General features: G+C 42.6%; 12 protein-coding genes. 2 read left to right on the top strand and 10 right to left on the bottom strand.

Annotation, left to right across the window (positions count from 1 at the left end; genetic code table 11):
• Nucleotides 1-63: 63 nt before the first annotated feature.
• The 3 genes from MKY54_RS03915 to MKY54_RS03905 are packed head-to-tail and all read right to left on the bottom strand — an operon-like array spanning nucleotide 64 to nucleotide 3,754.
• A complete protein-coding gene (locus tag MKY54_RS03915; protein ID WP_339189595.1) occupies nucleotides 64-1,494 on the bottom strand; it encodes a DUF1116 domain-containing protein in 1,431 nt (476 codons plus the stop codon).
• Nucleotide 1,495: 1 nt separating this feature from the next.
• On the bottom strand, nucleotides 1,496-3,040 hold the full coding sequence (gene fdrA / locus MKY54_RS03910) for an acyl-CoA synthetase FdrA (protein ID WP_076190122.1): 1,545 nt from the start codon (nucleotides 3,038-3,040) through the stop codon (nucleotides 1,496-1,498).
• Nucleotides 3,041-3,043: 3 nt separating this feature from the next.
• Complete coding sequence (locus tag MKY54_RS03905) at nucleotides 3,044-3,754, bottom strand: DUF2877 domain-containing protein (RefSeq protein WP_339189594.1); 711 nt, start codon at nucleotides 3,752-3,754, stop codon at nucleotides 3,044-3,046.
• 541 nt (nucleotides 3,755-4,295) lie between these two features.
• Between MKY54_RS03905 and MKY54_RS03900 the strand changes: the two genes are divergently transcribed.
• Nucleotides 4,296-5,993: a PucR family transcriptional regulator ligand-binding domain-containing protein gene (locus MKY54_RS03900; RefSeq protein WP_339189592.1), complete on the top strand. Its 1,698-nt coding sequence runs from the start codon at nucleotides 4,296-4,298 to the stop codon at nucleotides 5,991-5,993.
• A 58-nt stretch (nucleotides 5,994-6,051) separates the two neighbouring features.
• Here the strand turns inward: MKY54_RS03900 and MKY54_RS03895 are convergent, their stop codons facing one another.
• The 7 genes from MKY54_RS03895 to MKY54_RS03865 all read right to left on the bottom strand — a co-directional run bounded on the left by MKY54_RS03895 (nucleotide 6,052) and on the right by MKY54_RS03865 (nucleotide 15,384).
• Nucleotides 6,052-6,708 carry a SprT family zinc-dependent metalloprotease gene (locus MKY54_RS03895; RefSeq protein WP_038574107.1) on the bottom strand — a complete coding sequence of 219 codons (657 nt, stop codon included), beginning with the start codon at nucleotides 6,706-6,708 and terminating at the stop codon, nucleotides 6,052-6,054.
• 80 nt (nucleotides 6,709-6,788) lie between these two features.
• Nucleotides 6,789-8,162: a hypothetical protein gene (locus tag MKY54_RS03890; RefSeq protein ID WP_339189590.1), complete on the bottom strand. Its 1,374-nt coding sequence runs from the start codon at nucleotides 8,160-8,162 to the stop codon at nucleotides 6,789-6,791.
• Between the two features lie 165 nt (nucleotides 8,163-8,327).
• Nucleotides 8,328-10,235, bottom strand: coding sequence for a flagellin (locus MKY54_RS03885; RefSeq protein WP_339189588.1), 1,908 nt, complete (start codon nucleotides 10,233-10,235; stop codon nucleotides 8,328-8,330).
• Between the two features lie 203 nt (nucleotides 10,236-10,438).
• Nucleotides 10,439-11,092 carry a bacillithiol biosynthesis deacetylase BshB2 gene (bshB2, locus tag MKY54_RS03880; RefSeq protein WP_038574105.1) on the bottom strand — a complete coding sequence of 218 codons (654 nt, stop codon included), beginning with the start codon at nucleotides 11,090-11,092 and terminating at the stop codon, nucleotides 10,439-10,441.
• A gap of 23 nt (nucleotides 11,093-11,115) precedes the next feature.
• Entirely contained in the window at nucleotides 11,116-11,460 is a 345-nt protein-coding gene (locus MKY54_RS03875) for a YojF family protein (RefSeq protein WP_076128602.1), read from the bottom strand.
• A gap of 233 nt (nucleotides 11,461-11,693) precedes the next feature.
• The gene (locus MKY54_RS03870; RefSeq protein ID WP_076276980.1) at nucleotides 11,694-13,574 is read right to left on the bottom strand and encodes a PAS domain S-box protein; all 1,881 of its coding nucleotides are present in this window, start codon (nucleotides 13,572-13,574) and stop codon (nucleotides 11,694-11,696) included.
• A gap of 112 nt (nucleotides 13,575-13,686) precedes the next feature.
• Nucleotides 13,687-15,384 carry a hypothetical protein gene (locus MKY54_RS03865; protein WP_076185105.1) on the bottom strand — a complete coding sequence of 566 codons (1,698 nt, stop codon included), beginning with the start codon at nucleotides 15,382-15,384 and terminating at the stop codon, nucleotides 13,687-13,689.
• A gap of 151 nt (nucleotides 15,385-15,535) precedes the next feature.
• Between MKY54_RS03865 and MKY54_RS03860 the strand changes: the two genes are divergently transcribed.
• On the top strand, nucleotides 15,536-16,246 hold the full coding sequence (locus MKY54_RS03860) for a hypothetical protein (protein ID WP_076185106.1): 711 nt from the start codon (nucleotides 15,536-15,538) through the stop codon (nucleotides 16,244-16,246).
• The last annotated feature ends 35 nt before the right edge of the window (nucleotides 16,247-16,281 follow it).

Here is a 16,281-nt window from a genome sequence, read left to right as displayed (position 1 = left end):
GCTTACATACCAATGGCTTATGAAGCCCTCAGGCCCTTGAATAGGCCTGAAGGGCGGGTGGTTCTATGAATGCATGCTCTGGCTAAAAGCGAGAATGGCTTGCTCGAAACACTCGATTGGAGGATGAGTGATTCCGGCTCCAATCATTCCGATGCCTGGATCCTTATGGGCAATAGCCGTGTTGATCACTGGCATAATGCTGGTTTGACCCACTTTACGAATATCGATTCCAGTAGGAATTCCGCGGAAGTTCAACAAAGGAATCGTCACATTTGGATTCTCCGTCGTAGTAATTTCCTTCATTTTCACAGAATAGTTCATGGCATCATCTACGGTTCCCCCAACTAATGCTACAATCGCCGGCGCGGTTGCCATGGCGAAGCCACCTATACCATACGTTTCGGTAATCGCACTGTCACCGATATCGAGACCCGAATCTTCCGGCTTATACCCTGCAAACATCGGTCCGACAACCTTTTGCGCAGGGCCGGTAAACCAGGTATTGCTTGGCATTCCACTGACACGAATACCGAATTCCACGCCATTGCGAGCCATCGTTGTTACGATGGTGCTATGCTCGATGCCATGGGCAGCATCAAGCGCACATTTACAAAGAGCCATCCAGGTTGGTCCGGAGAAATAATCACTCATTGCCACAAAATCGAACACTTCGATTTTCTGCTCATTAGTAAAATCCGTTCTCAGGATAAGCGGCGTTAATGCCTGAATCAAAAGAGTCGTTCCAGCGTTGTTGCGGTTATGGCATTCATCTCCCATATGGAGCGCCTGTGATAACATGAGCCGTAGATCAATGCCGTTCTCAGAGAACTTCATCGCCTCACGCAGCATCGGTCCAAGCACATCTCTCATCCAGATCAAACGGGCAACGACCGTTTCATCGTTTGCACCCATCCGCAAGATTTTCGACAGTTGCTCACTAAGGTTCGTATAAGCGATGTTGCCATACGTTTTATTCTCTACAATGTGCATGAACATAGAGGCTGAGGTTACCCCTGCCATGGAACCCACACAATTATGCTCGTGACAAGGGGAGAACGTAATCTCACCTGATGCCGCTAGTTCGGCAGCTTCATCCAGATCCTTCGCCAAGCCCTCAAAGACCAAAGCGCCGGTAACTGCACCTTTCATGGGACCACTCATCTTATCCCAGGTAATCGGAGGCCCTGCATGCAATATCGTAGTCTTAGTCATCCCTGGTACAACGTTGATCGCTTGATCAAAACCAACCAATACCGGTTGTGAATTCACGATTCGCTCTACAGCCAGCTTGTTGGCAGCCTCAATCTTTGCAGCAATCCCCTCTTGCTCTAACGCATCCAGTGCGGCAATTAATTCGGGCTTACCTCCACCAGGTGGCTTCCATTCCAGATGGGTTACGTTGCCTTTTTGCTTCAGGATATCATCCTTGAACATTTCTAGGCCGACATTGATAACGTGAAGTTCACTCTTAAATAACTCATTGATTCTGCTCATGTTATACTCCCTTCTCTACAAAACCTCTGGCAAGAAGTCCTGCATTCGTATTACTGCTTGCATAGGTAACGCCCGCGGATACCAGCTTATCAAGCTGTTCTTGGACGGAAGGTGTATCCAGATCGGTTCCAAGTACATAGCCGACAATCTCCAAATGTCTGCCTTCTTGTTCCGCTGCTTGCTTAGCCTCAATAATTGCAGGCACCATAACACCTACTGGATCCTCATGCGATCCATAGCCTAATACAAAATCCATAATGATCACGCCCACCGCCGGGTCCTTTGCTTCCTGCTTGAATCTGGCAATCCGTGAAGAAGGATCAATCATCGGATGTGGTTTGCCGTTAGTGAACCCATCATCCCCAAAGTCAATAAACGTATGCGCTTGGCTGATATGGATATCACCCAGCTGATATTCCGGATCTTTTGGAATGTTGCTATAGACATCGTCGTATTTCTCCATCGCTAGATACATTGCTTCATCACATAAAGTACCGCCGCAGAATAACCCGCGAATATACTTCTGTTCTGGCTTCAGCTTGACCTTAATCTCCTCAATCAGCGGAAGGTTTAGCGGATGCTTGTCAATTTGACTCTCATCAATGCCGGATAGAATTACCGCCTTTAGCGCGGCCTCTTTGGTTGTTTTGGCAAAATGTCCACCTGCTTCCAGAACAGCTTCCTCCGTTCCTCCGATAAAGCAGACCACGACAGGCTTATGCATATTTTTGATTTCATTCAGCACTTTTTGTTCCACACTTTTGGCGGGTGGCTTGGAAATCAACACAATGACCTTAGTGGCTTCGTCTTCGTTAAGCGCTTTCATCGCATCAAGCATCATTACTCCGCCGACACGTTCACTTAGGTCTCTGCCGCCTGTGCCAATCAACTGTGAGATGCCTCCGCCAAAATCGTGAATCCGCACGCTGATTTCCTGACTTCCTGTGCCGGATGCACCCACGATGCCGATATTGCCTTTACGAACCTTATTGGCAAAACATAAGGCCATATTTCCAATGATCGCGGTTCCGCAATCCGGCCCCATCATCAGCAATCCACGCTCATGTGCTATTTTTTTTAATTCAATTTCGTCTTCTACGCTTACGTTGTCACTGAACATCATGACATGGAGATTATTCTCCAGCGCTTTTCTTGCTTCTCTGGCTGCATACGCTCCGTTGACTGAAATCACTGCAAGATTAGCTGCTGTCATATTCTTCACTGCCGACTCAATTGTTGGATATTTAAGCGCTGTACCGCCAACTGCACTGTCTTTTTTAATAAACAGCTCTTCGATTGCTTCAAAGGCAACTTCAGCCAGCTCAGGGGATGCTGCTTTGATTACGATCATCAGGTCACTATTCTTAGCTTCCTCTAGCTCAGGGGTTATCAGCCCTACATTCGCTAATACCTCTTTATTCATTTGAGTAGCCATTGCGATAAAAGCTTGTTCGACACCCTCTATTTGATTCGCTTTGGTCGACAACGACATGAGCGAGACGGAATCAAAGTATGTGTTTCTTTTAATTACTATTTTAGTCGACATATCTTACCTCCAACGTTGTTCTAGATTAAGATTCAAACCGCTAATGATCCCCAAGGCAATATCTGTTCCGGAAGAAGAACCTATATCCAGCACTGCCGATAAGCCAAGAAGCATATTTTCCTTACTCTCATACATGAGCGAATGCAGCATCTGACCCATTGACTCTCTCACCTGACCCCAAGCCGCTTTTTTCAGAGCCATATAGCTTATTTCATTCGTTAATTCAGCTGCTTCGTTCACGACTTCCCTGCACCACGGCTGATATTTACTAATAGGACTCTGAGGCAGATGGATCGCAGCAAACAATCCAACTAAAAAATCATCTCCCGACGGAGTCAGCCCTGAGCCTAACCCCATTAGTCGAATTGCATAATGAGTAGCCTCTTCCATGCTGTCATTCGCCAAGGCATTGAGAAGACCTGAAGATCGCTCTTCCAGCAGCCGCATCGTTTCTCTCTCAAAGCTGCTAGAACCCGCAAACTGCTTCATACCGCCTGGTTTTCCATAGCTATTGATATAAGCCCTTGCCGCAGCCAAATTATCTCTTAGCGTCTTTACTTCTATTGGAAAAATAGATAAAGAGCTCTGCCAAACTGTCAGTTCCTTGATCGATATTGAAAGCTTAGTGCCAATATATAATTGATCATTCTCCGCAAAAACTTCATCTCCCACAACCAGTCCAAGATCCGAAAAACTACTAACCTCTGTGATCAAAGTATTAGGCGCATTATCTATCCTACTGCTCGCAATGGTATATAATTCATCAGTTGCCTTGCACCTTACATTTATCGTCCGCTCAAATATGCTGTGTACATTTCCGAAAAATCTTGATTCTCGAATCCGATGAAAGAACGCGCTATCACTGGATATCCCAGCTTTTAAATAAGAGGTACACTTGTTCTGAGAATGCTCCGTTTGATCGCCCCCTTGAGAAGGAAGTAGATAATGGTTTGGTCACTTACTGTCAGGTTATCCTATATAGAAAGCGTTCTCATAAAAAAACCGTAACGGTTGATGATGAATGATAGAAGATGTTACACTCAGTTCATAAAATTCCAAGAATGATGAAGATTGAGCTGCTTTCTGTGTGAAAAAGGATATTTTTGTGAAATATATCACAGTTTAACGGATAAACGTTACCTGACACCCTTATTGTAGTCCTCCGCACACTGGGGGTCATCATACAAGAACACTAAAAACAACAAGTAATCACTATGCACATTGCACAATGGGCGAAGATGAGAGGTGTGAATTGATGCTAACGATAAAAGATATCTTACAAATCAAATCCATCGAAGGCATAAAGATCGTTGCGGGGCATTCTGGTCTAAACAATCAAATCTCCGTAGTTAATATCATCGAGAATCCGGACGTATTTGACTGGCTGACCTCGAACGAGCTGCTTTTATCTACCGGATATATCTTCAAAGACAGCACGGAGCTGCAGAACAAATTCATTCATGAGCTGGTGGAGAATAACTGTGCAGGACTCTGCATCAAAATGAAGCGATATTTCGATGCTATCCCGCAGAATATGATCGAGCTTGCTGATAAGCATGGACTCCCGCTACTGGAGCTCCCTTTTGAATACACCTTGTCCAGAGTCATTGCGATCATTAACGAAAAGACCAACGCGGATTACGATGCTGTGAACCGACGCTCGCTCGACCTTCATAATGCGCTGTTCAAAATCGCACTCGAAGGAGGCGGTATTGAGCAAATATCGGCGGAATTGTCCGACACGATCCATAACCCTGTTCTTATATTAGATAGAGACTGGAACCTACTCTGCTATACAGATCATAAGGATAACCCATCTCCACTTCAGGAATTCCTGCCACTGGTGAAGAACAGGCCAGTTTTTCCACCAGAGTTCACGGTAGCTTTTCCAAAGTATATTACTGAAATCAAAAAATCCATCAAACGCACCTACTATTCTCAGGGACAGCCGTACAAGTGCTGCATTATGCCGGTTTCTGTATCCAGTAACGCTTACGCGTATATCGTCGTTCTGCAAACGGTACGCAAGCTGGTTGAATTTGACTACACCGCATTAGAGCATGTATCCACGATGCTTGCACTGGACCGGATCAAAGCCAAGGAAATCGAAGAGGTAAAGCATAAAATTAGGCAGGACTTCTTCGACGACTTATTAGCTGGCAATATTACTTCAACAGAAACACTGCATTCCCTATCTGCTATGCATGGGCTTAAAGTTAACTATGCGTATTACTGTACAGTTATCCATATTGAAGCTACACAGCTGGAAAACTACACGGACATGGTTTATAGAAAATACGAAATGGAGCATATGGTCAAAAAATGTGTCAATTTGATCTATGGCTTGTCCAGTAATGCAGGTGGAGAGCTAATCTGTTACTATCGCAATCAGCAAATCATCATCTTGATCGGAAAAAATGAAAATAAACCGCCAATTTCCGTAAGCGATACGAAAGCCTTTGCTCAAGAGGTGCTGCAGTTGCTGGCTCAGGAAATGACTAAAAATCATTTTCTCATCGGCATTGGCAGTCAGTATAAGACACTTGCTTCGCTCCATCGAAGCTTCTTCGAGGCCCAGGAAGCTATGCGGCTCATGCAGCGGTTTAATAAAGACAGCCGGAGCATTGCTCACTTCGAGGATTATTCTGTCTATCATTTTTTGGATTCCAATATTAAGCCTACGGAAATGGAGACATTCTTTAACAAAGTTCTGGGAGGCATCTATGAACATGACCAGACGATGAACACGAGATTCATGTCTACCTTGGAGTACTATTTTATGTACAATCAGAATGTAACCGAAGCCGCCAAAGCGATGTTTATTCACCGCAACACCTTTATTTACCGGATTGATAAAATCAAAGATTTGCTAAATATAGATCTGAAAAACTCAGATGAGTTATTCGAGATTCAACTGGCACTTAACCTCTATCGATTGCTGCAAAGGGGTTAAAATAACGAAGGGTATTCCCGGCAACTATTACTCTAGTTGCACTGGAATACCCTTCTTTTCATAACGTCATAGCCCGTCCATATCTTGCTAAATATTCTTCCTTCTCCTTATAATCCGGCATTAGGCTTCCAACCCGTCGCCAAAAGGAGCGATCATGGTTCATATGCAGCAAATGACATAACTCATGGATGATCACATAATCGATAACCTCCACGGGAGCCATGGCCAGACGATAGTTAAAGGTTAGCTTTTTATCGGAGCTGCAGCTTCCCCATTTGGTCCTGGACTCTACAATCTCGATACTCTTAGGTTTTACTCTAAGCTGCGTCTGGTACCTAGTGATCCGCTCTCCTATAAGCTTCTTGCAGCTAGAGAAATAGAACTTTTTCAGCTTTAACTGAAGTTGTTCTTCACTTAGCTCCGCTGTCTCTATAAGCTCATGCAGAGAATAATATTTGCCTAGATACAGGAACTTTCCTTCATCTTCGTACGCTCTGATCATCTTTGGTGTTTCACGAGCCGCTTCGAGACTTTGCAGCTTCTCCACAATCATTTTTCCATTACGCTCAACCACACTTTTAATCGTCTCTTCAGATGTTTTCTTAGGTACCTTGAGTGTTATGCGCCCTGACGAATCTATATGAATGGAGATTTTTTTCCCGTTTCCATATTGAACATTAAACTCGATCACCTGATTGTCGTAATCAATCTTCATACCCACCATCGTTTCTATAAGATTATTCGCAATAAAAAAGAAGAACGCACCTAGGCGTTCTCCTATTTTAACACGATTCCTCAATACACCGGATATCCCGCTACAAACATTGCCAAGTACAGTATACTACCCACAACAGATATAACAGTGAGTGCAACATCCTTCGGCTTTTCATTAGTGAGCGCAACGGCAGCAAAAGCTAGCGGAAAGGCAACAAGCAAATAACGCGGGGCTGACAGCAGCCAAGTAGCTCCCACTACGAAAGCAAAATACACGATAAAATAAGCAGTGTAGGATGGCCGTAGTTTTCTTGCTCCCATTAACATGATAATTAGTGCTGAGAATATAGCGATTAAATTAGGCAGCCACATGCCGAGAAAAGAACGGCTATCTCCACTTTTAAAGGTGCCCACCGCATATTCCATCTGATATCTTACGGTATCGAAAAAGAGATAGAACTTCTGTGACCAATGCTCCCTCTGGTAAATACTGAACTGAAAAGCATTTCCCGTAACATAGTAGTTGATGTAAAGATAAGCCAGCAAACCCATCGATATGATAGCAAGACAGCCAATGGCGGTGGTCAGTTTATGTATAAACGCTTTTTTCTCTAGTAATTTATAATTCCCGATAAGTTCTCGTGCAAATTCAATCGCAACCGGTACAATCAACAGTACCCCTGGAGAACGCGTATACGCTGCAAGTGCACCGCATAAACATCCGATGAGCCATTCTTTTTTTCTCACAAAATATAAACACAACAGCGATAAGGCCAGAAATAAAGATTCGGTCATTGGGATGAAGAAAAAGAACGCAGCCGGAAATATAAAAATATACTTTACTACTCGCATAGCACTCTTTCGATGCATGTCTAGTGCGGCAAGCTCATAGGCGACCAAGGCAGCGACAAGCGAGCAAATATTAGAAACGATGAATCCAGCGACGAGATAATTCCCTACGAATACCTGAACTACTTTAATTAGATTTGGAAAAAAAGGAAAAAACACAATATGGTATTTCGGATCTCCCTCCGTCACATACCAATTCTCCGCGATGCCCAAATAATGTGAAGCGTCGATCCCCGATATATGCCAGGTCTCAGCTATTTTGCTAAACAAACCACCGGAATAGCCATTCTGTATGATCAAAAATATATACCCAATAATCATAAGCAAGACCCTACTAGCCACAACCCAGCCGATAATATATAGCCAAGCCTGCTTTCTGTCCCGTATTTTATCTTCCAGAGTTACTTCAGGTGCTGGATTTGTCAGAACAAAATCTGTCAAAACAGGTATAGTGCGGAGTCCCAATAATACAAAAAGTACGAAACAGGCCACGGAAGCAAGGGTACCCATCATAGACCAACTAGTGGTCGAGTTTACCCAGAAAATAGCCGTCACCATCATAATGAACATGAAGATGAAGGAAATGATTTTGTCGTGCTTTTTCATTTGAACCTCCAAAGATAAATTCTTACAATAATCTAGTTAAAAAAGGAAAATATTACGCATAGAAATATAATAGTCTCTGGAAATTTTTTTGTAAATCATTTCTTAGATCATCATAGATTCTAAAAAAAGCCTATGCACTGAAATGCATAGACTGTATGTATAGCCCTATTTTAACAACTCTAACACGCCTTGAGGCTGTTGATTAGCTTGAGCCAACATCGCTTGTGATGCTTGAGATAAGACATTGTATTTGGTAAGCTTCATCATTTCCTTTGCCATATCCGCATCTCTTATTCGTGATTCAGCTGCTGTTAAGTTTACTTCGTAATTGGTTAGGTTATTATGGATATGTTCTAATGCATTTTGATACGCGCCGTACATTGAACGCCTGGATGAAACGGTATTTATAGCTTTGTCTATTTTCGAAATCGCTAATTCGGCACCTTGTCTAGTTGAAAGATCTATATCCGCAATTCCCAGAGCAGTAGTTCTAGCATCTGTTAATTTAACAGCGAAGTTATTCCCAGAGTTTGCTCCCACCTGAAGATTTACTGTTTTGTAATCATATGTGGTACCAGGGTTTGATCCGTAAGATACATTGAAATTGGTTATCCCAGTTGTAGTTGAAAAAGTGTAACTTCCGTCATCATTACTAATAATGTTATTTAGTCTATCCGTAGAGCCCCCACCATTTAGATTAACATTAGCCAATTCATTACCCTGTGGATCAAAGATGGAAAGACGATAATTATTATCTACTATTCCTCCAACGATGTAATTCCCATCTTTCATTTCTGTAATGCTAGTAAGTTGACTGGAGTTGGAAGTTTCATTTGAGATATTCTTCTCCCACAATACGTTTCCACTACTGTCTAGTTTATAGATTAATCCACTAGTTTTAGTAGAGTCGTTATAAGAACCAACAATTATGGCCCCTCCATCACTGGTTGCGATGGCCCGGTAACCTTCATCATCCCCAGCAGCACCGACTCGTGTGTCCCATAACGGATTTAAGTTACTATCATATTTCACAACCCAGCTTGACTTATCGGTATAAGAACCGTTTAGTTTGAGACTTGATGAACCAATAGCCAAATAACCGCCGTCAGCAGTTTCAATAATAGAATTAAATTCTTCGCTTCCATAGCCAACAGGAATGGATTGTGAAGAACCCACTATCGAGGTGGATTGTTGCACACCACTACTATTAAATTTAGCCATAAGGCCATCCCAATTTTGAATACCGGAACCCGTCCCTGCCACAATAAAGGATCCGTCACTAGTCTCAATTACTTCATTCCCCATAATGGAGTAGACACCAGATACCCCTGTACTCCACTGCTCATTCAAATTCGCATCCCATTTAATTATATTTATCCTTTGATCGGAAATTGCCCCTGCTGAGAAATCATTTCCTAATAAAATATAACCACCATCACTAGATTCCTTAATACTATACACATCCATATTAGGAATTGCTTGTGACCAAACCAGATTACCCATACTATCTAATTTGAAGGGATTATTACCGGGAATTCTTATTCCGACGTAACCTCCATCTGAAGTCTTAGATAAATCTCTGGCAGGTATGTTAGCGGTCCAGTTCGTACTTATATTGCCCTGTACTGGGGTAATATTCGTGTTTACTTCGAGGTCATTATTCAATAAATGAATTCCATTAAATTGAGTGTTATTAGCAATATCATTTATCCCAAGCTTTATCTGCTCAACTTCTTTTTGAATCAATGTTCGATCAAAATTTGTTAAGGTATCATTGGAAGCCTGTATTGCAAGCTCCCGTAGTCTTAGCAGATTAGGATCTTGTATAGTTCCAAGTCCACTCTCAGCAGTCTGAATTAGTGAAATACCATCCTGTGTATTCCTTGCTGCCTGAGACAATCCACGAATCTGTGCTCTCATTTTCTCAGAAATTGCTAATCCTGCAGCATCATCTGCCGCTATATTTATCCGAAGTCCAGAAGATAACCTCTCTAGTGAACTTGTAATAGATTTATTATTTTTATTTAATCTGTTCAAACTATTTAAAGACGTGATGTTGTGACCGATTCGCATTTAATCACCTTTCAATTGTTAGTATCTTCTATATCGGATAGTCCTTAGTAATTTTTTAGGTCAAATTACCCGTGTCTTAAGGCCTCGCCTTAAATTCCCACCGTCCCCCGCTGAAAAGTTGAATATTCACATACAAAAACGGCGATCTATCACCGGTTAAGCACCGACAACAGATCACCGCTAAAATTCTGACTAGATCATTATCATTCAAACGGATAAATCCAGAAATGTTCTGTTCCAAAACGAGCTTGGATTTCTTTATCATTTAAAGGTTTGCTGCCCAACAGCTCAGCAGCTTGGAATTGGGAACGATGCGCCTGAATGGACGCCATCTTGTGCTTGAGGAAATCTCTCACATCATTGATAACCTTTGGCTCCCCAATCTCTACAATATTATTAGCAAAAGCTATACAGTGAACAGGAGGTCTTTCTTCCTTTGGAAGTCTTGCAACGGTTCGGATCACTGCGGCTCCAGTAGCATCGTGATCAGGATGAACGCTGTACCCTGGATAGAAAGTGATGATCAACGAAGGTTTAAGCTCTTTCAAGAGCGCATCAATCTGCCCATCGAGCAAGACTTGATCTTCGAATTCTATCGTCTTGTCGTGAAAACCAAGCATTCTTAAATCCTGTATGCCAATAGCCTCGCAGGATTCCTCCAGCTCCTTCTTACGTATTTCCGGGAGGGTTACCCGATTTGCGAAGGGCGGGATGCCCATATTGCGGCCCATTTCTCCAAGCGTTAGGCATGCGTAGGTAACTTGGGTCCCATTTTGTATATGTTTGGCAAGGGTACCTGATATACCGAAGGCCTCATCATCCGGATGTGGCAAAATAACAAGAATATGTTTTTCCACAGAACTCTTCATCTCCTCTTCCATTAGAACGGCTCTCGGCTTAATTGTAACGATACAATCAGTTTGCCTTGAGCATCATGTCCAGCCATAATCAATCTGCCTGTCTCACTCTCTTCATAGTGAGTTAGCCCTTCCGAGTAAACCCAGCCCTGCGACATTTTTAAGCCGACCCGATAAGGACCGTTGCCGGAAATCGAACCATGGGAATATCGAATAACAGCATTGGTAATAAAAGTAGCGGCTGGATGCTTCGAACTATCTAAATGGGCAGCGTAGGCTCCCGTTGTCATCTCAAGATGGATATATAGATCCTGATCTTTAAGCAGGTCGATCCTATCTTGTACTTCCGATTGATTGATTAGCTGCAATGTTGCGCCTCCGTCTCTGACTGAATATATACATACAAAAAATAAGATCCATACCTTATAGAAGGACGGATCTGTTATATGATAAGCGGGTCCGTATTTCTTTTCAAAGTATAACGTGCAATGCTATGTAATTCAATGGATAGAGCGATCCCCTCCAAGTGTAACAGTAATGGACTGGCTTTTTACTGTTCACCTGAAGGGGATAATATCACTGAGAGGTTATGCTGTTTATATTAGATCACAAACTGATCTAACATCTTTATGATGACTTCACGCTTTACAGGCTTGCTGATATACTCGTCCATTCCGGCAGCTAGACAATTTTCACGGTCACCCTTCAAAGCATTAGCCGTGACCGCGATGATGGGCGGACATTTCTCTTGATGCTCATCTCTTAACATCTTCATAGCCTCTATACCGTTCATAATGGGCATGTGAAGATCCAATAAAATAAGATCAAAGGGTTCTTTCCGTGCTGCTTCAACCGCATCTATGCCGTTTGTGACGGCGATAACACTGTGACCCATTTTTTCGAGTATTTTGGTCAGCACTAGCGCATTGATAGAGTTGTCTTCAGCAAGTAAAATTCTTGCCTCACGTGCGGTATGAAGCTTGTTAATGTTAGCCTCTTGGCTAGGAATTACCACTGATTTCTTGGGCCTGATTGTGAAGGTAACCGACGTACCGCTCTTGCCGTCACTCTCCGCATAGATCTCACCACCCATCATTTCGACAATTCTGCGGCTGATGGCAAGGCCAAGACCCGTGCCTTCATGTCTCCGCATCATAAAGCTATCCACCTGCTCAAACGGTTCAAAAATATCAGTAAGCCGATCAGGATCAATTCCAATGCCAGTATCGGTTACCGTAAAGGCCAGCAGGAAGGGATCATCCTTTACAAGCCTCACTTTTACCGATATGCTGCCCGCGGGTGTGAATTTCACAGCATTCCCTAGCAGGTTCAAGAACACCTGCTTCAAGCGTTCCTCGTCACCGTAAATAAAGTCAGGAACATCATGATTTATGATGCTGGTGAGCTCCAGATGTTTTTGTTCAGCTTTTATTGCAATAACAGAAAAGCTGTCCTTGAGGCAAGTTCGCAGATCGAATGTATCCTCTTGTAGCTCGCTGCGGCCTGCCTCAATTTTTGAAAGATCAAGAATATCATTGATTATATTGAGCAGGATTCCTCCGCTTTTGCGAATGATTTCTACATATTCACGTTGTTCTTCATTAAGCTCTGTTTCAAGCAGAATATCAGTCATGCCTATCACCCCGTTCATGGGAGTGCGAATTTCATGACTCATCATAGCCAGGAACTCACTTTTAGCTCTATTCGTGGACTCTGCGGCTTCCTTAGCTAGCGACAATTGCCTTTGCTCGGAAATGTCCTTGCATATAAGATAAAATCCGATATTATGATTGTTCACATAAATAGGTGCAATACTGGTGAGCACTTCAACGACTTCGCTGTCCTTAGTGACAAGCTTATTGATATACTGCTCAACTGTATTATCGTAAAGGGCTCTTTCCAGAATGCGCTGGACATTCTCTTCTCCAATCAGACTCGCAAGCTTCATCCCGATCAACTCGGACTCGATGGCATAGCCCGTTATCTTTTCCGCCATACTATTGGTGTTAATGATTCGACCGTCAAGGTCAAAGGAAATGACGGCGTCATGGTTATATTTTTTAAGCGACGTATACCGTTCAACAGACTCCTGAAGGCGTTGCTCGGATTCCTTTTGCTTTGTAATGTTAACGATTTGGCAAATGAAGTATGCTGGCTGGTTCGACTCGTCGCTGAATAGGTGGAGCGTGAGCTGTCCCCAAATATAATCTCCATTTTTTGTGATAAACTGCTTTTCCATCTGCACTTCTGTTTCCTCACCCAAAACTGCTTTTAAATCATGAAGGTTGCCGAAATCCTCGGGGTGAGAAAGGTCTTCTAACCGCATACCCTCAAACTCTTCAGTGGAATAACCAAAAGTCTGCTCAAAGGCCGGGTTTACGGTCAGAATCAAACCATTTGGCGATAAAAGGGCGATCCCAAAGGAGGCGTGATTAATCACCTGTTGGTTGAATTGTTCCTGATTTAGATTTACGCGATGCATAGCGACCTCCATGGATGATGTAATTTTTGCGTGAAAAAATAGACCTTCTATTTAGAAGGTCCTATTTATAGCTTATAGTCTAATTTACCCACTTTGTTATTAATTGAATCCGTTAATTTAACGGGATCGAATAGAACACTCTGGTTCCCTTATTGTTCGTATACCAAATGATTTTGTCCCCACTAATAATAGGACTGCACTCTGATAAGGCAAAATGCTTGATCGTTTGGATGTCGCTAGTAGCTTTTCCCGCTCCATCTATAAGAACATATTTCAGATCACCCGGATGATTCTCTTTATCAAACTCCTGCCACAGCACCATCATTTTGTCGTCTGTGATTTTTACTAGCTTAGGGATGGACGCGATCAGGTTCGTGCCTACATATTTAGCCAAGGTAATGTGATTCACCGAAGTACTGCTCAGGTTGGACTTGGGCAACACACTAAGCATGACATCCCTTTGGTCCGTTTCTAAACCCACCATCTCAAAAGATGTATACTCTTTGACTAGTGAATGATCTACCGAATTCATAGCGACTATATAGTTCGCCGGGGACATCTCAAATCCGCCTATAGAAACACCCGTCGCGTTCGCTCCGATTTTGCCGGGAATATTAAATAAGTCCACTTCGTTATAACTGGCTCCGTCTCCTTTATTCAGAACAATCGAACGGGGATAAGCGTCGCCATGATCGACTAGAACATGCGCTGCACCATCAAACAATACATATTGGTCAAAAGAGTGACTGACATGATTCTTCTGGAATCTTCCCAGATCATTGGTCACCGTCATGGATTTAGTATTTACGATAATGGTAAGCTGGGATTGATGATTTAATTTATCTTCTGTCGTGTATCTTGTACGTGAGGTGTGAAATACAAGCGTATCCCCAGCCTCAGCCATACTACCGGAGCCTGAATCAAACGGGCTAACGGTATAGCTCTCCCCACCCTTTATGGAGACACTGTCTACTCTATTGAAGCTTTTATCATAACGGACAATACGAATGACTTCCTTGCTATCATTCTCTTCGCGGTTCTCTTGGCCAAAAGCAATATAGTTATACTTCTCTCCACTAAAGAAGCCACCAAACACCGGAAGCTCAAAAGGAATGCTCTTATTGCCTGTTAGTTCGTGCTTCTCACTGTACGTTTCAATCGTAAACTCTTTGTTCGCCTCAATGACACTTACAGTCCCATCCTTATTATTCACAAGATAAGAAGAGGCCGTACTTTTCCATCTAGGAAAATAAGAAGATTCCGCATTACTCTCAGCTACAGCCGCCGTCTTTACCCGGTAAGCATGATCTGGGATTGTGGAGAATAACGATATGCGATCAGACTGAACGTCAAATTCAATATCGAACGGAATTTTACCCGCCAAATCTCTCAACTGGAAATAATTGTTATCATCAATATTGTACGCCGTAATAGACTGCAACTGTCCATTGACCAGCACCTTAGAATTTGAAAGCGTAGCTGCATAATTTCTATTGCGGCTATAATAGTTACTTGTTGTTTTCTTTTCGGGCGTATAAGCTTGTCCAGTTATGATCTCAATCGCATTGTTCGCTTTATTCCAAGTGATATCAAACTGGCTGCTCGTTCCCGAGAAATACTCTGCCAAATCGCGTAGTCTGAAATAATTGTTATTCGATATGTTGAACCCATTCAGGTTCCGCTGTTCTCCATCAAAATATGTACTGCTCTCGGTTACCTTAGCCTTCACCGTATTGCTCGCAAAGGTTGTAGTGCCGAGTGCTGGTGTAACCAGTAATAACATCAGCAATATACTAAAAATCCTCTTCATCCGTCTTTCCTCCATTAAACATAATTACAATGGCATGCTTTTGGTAATCACAGTATCCATCTATTAATCTTATCGGTAATCGCGTTTAACTTAATTATGAAAACGGGGTATGGTATATAATGGACATAAATTCAAAATACTGGAGGCGTATATGAGTAGAACAAATTATGGTTACTTACTGATCATTCTAGCCTTAATCCTACTGTTGACAGCTTGTGGACCAGGTCCAAAGTCTGGCAATCGATACGAAAAAGATATTCTGAACACACTCTCCCCAAGATACAACCTACAATTCAAAGTAGTAGAACGGACGGGCGTAACCAACAAAGACGGTTATGAGAAACTAATCTTATCTCCCATTAATGATCCGAACATTAAATTTTTTGCCAGTTCCATTTATGCGAAATCATACTATTCAATTTTTCGTTCGGAACAACATCAGGAAAGTTATCTAGACGGTCTTTTCTTTGCTTATGCCCCTTCATTGTACGCCAGACATTTAAATTTCAAGTTCCCTTCTGACTATTTCAGTGAAACGCTGAAGTATGGGGAGATTTACAAATCTACATACGAGAGGGATGGAACCGCACCATATATCATCGATGGAGTTACCGAAAAAGATTTCATTCCGTTATCCAAGGACTTTTATGAGATTATAAAGGGATTCTATCCGCACAGACCACCTTCTCCGAATTTAGTCAATCAGCTCGGTTCCACCATAGCACTTCCATACAGATTTGAAGGCAGTACAAAGCTGCAATTGATCCGCCACAATTTCGCTTCTGCTGAACCATACGACTCTTATGAAATCTATAGGCAATTTGTTAGCAGTTATGAACAGATGAAAGAAGGGAATGAGTGATGAGAGGCTCTTATAAAATCTCCATTCTGATGATC

The sequence above is a fragment of the Paenibacillus sp. FSL P2-0121 genome, assembly GCF_037975345.1.
Classification (GTDB): domain Bacteria; phylum Bacillota; class Bacilli; order Paenibacillales; family Paenibacillaceae; genus Paenibacillus_AQ; species Paenibacillus_AQ odorifer.
The sequence above is the reverse complement of the archived record's forward strand: the minus strand, read 5'-3'. Positions and strand labels throughout refer to the sequence as shown.

What these genes read in the sequence shown, in the direction of transcription:
- MKY54_RS03915 (WP_339189595.1), bottom strand. Translation starts at nt 1,494, where the DNA reads ATGAGCAGAATCAATGAGTTATTTAAGAGTGAACTTCACGTTATCAAT.
- fdrA (WP_076190122.1), bottom strand. Translation starts at nt 3,040, where the DNA reads ATGTCGACTAAAATAGTAATTAAAAGAAACACATACTTTGATTCCGTC.
- MKY54_RS03900 (WP_339189592.1), top strand. Translation starts at nt 4,296, where the DNA reads ATGCTAACGATAAAAGATATCTTACAAATCAAATCCATCGAAGGCATA.
- MKY54_RS03895 (WP_038574107.1), bottom strand. Translation starts at nt 6,708, where the DNA reads ATGAAGATTGATTACGACAATCAGGTGATCGAGTTTAATGTTCAATAT.
- MKY54_RS03890 (WP_339189590.1), bottom strand. Translation starts at nt 8,162, where the DNA reads ATGAAAAAGCACGACAAAATCATTTCCTTCATCTTCATGTTCATTATG.
- MKY54_RS03885 (WP_339189588.1), bottom strand. Translation starts at nt 10,235, where the DNA reads ATGCGAATCGGTCACAACATCACGTCTTTAAATAGTTTGAACAGATTA.
- MKY54_RS03870 (WP_076276980.1), bottom strand. Translation starts at nt 13,574, where the DNA reads ATGCATCGCGTAAATCTAAATCAGGAACAATTCAACCAACAGGTGATT.
- MKY54_RS03865 (WP_076185105.1), bottom strand. Translation starts at nt 15,384, where the DNA reads ATGAAGAGGATTTTTAGTATATTGCTGATGTTATTACTGGTTACACCA.
- MKY54_RS03860 (WP_076185106.1), top strand. Translation starts at nt 15,536, where the DNA reads ATGAGTAGAACAAATTATGGTTACTTACTGATCATTCTAGCCTTAATC.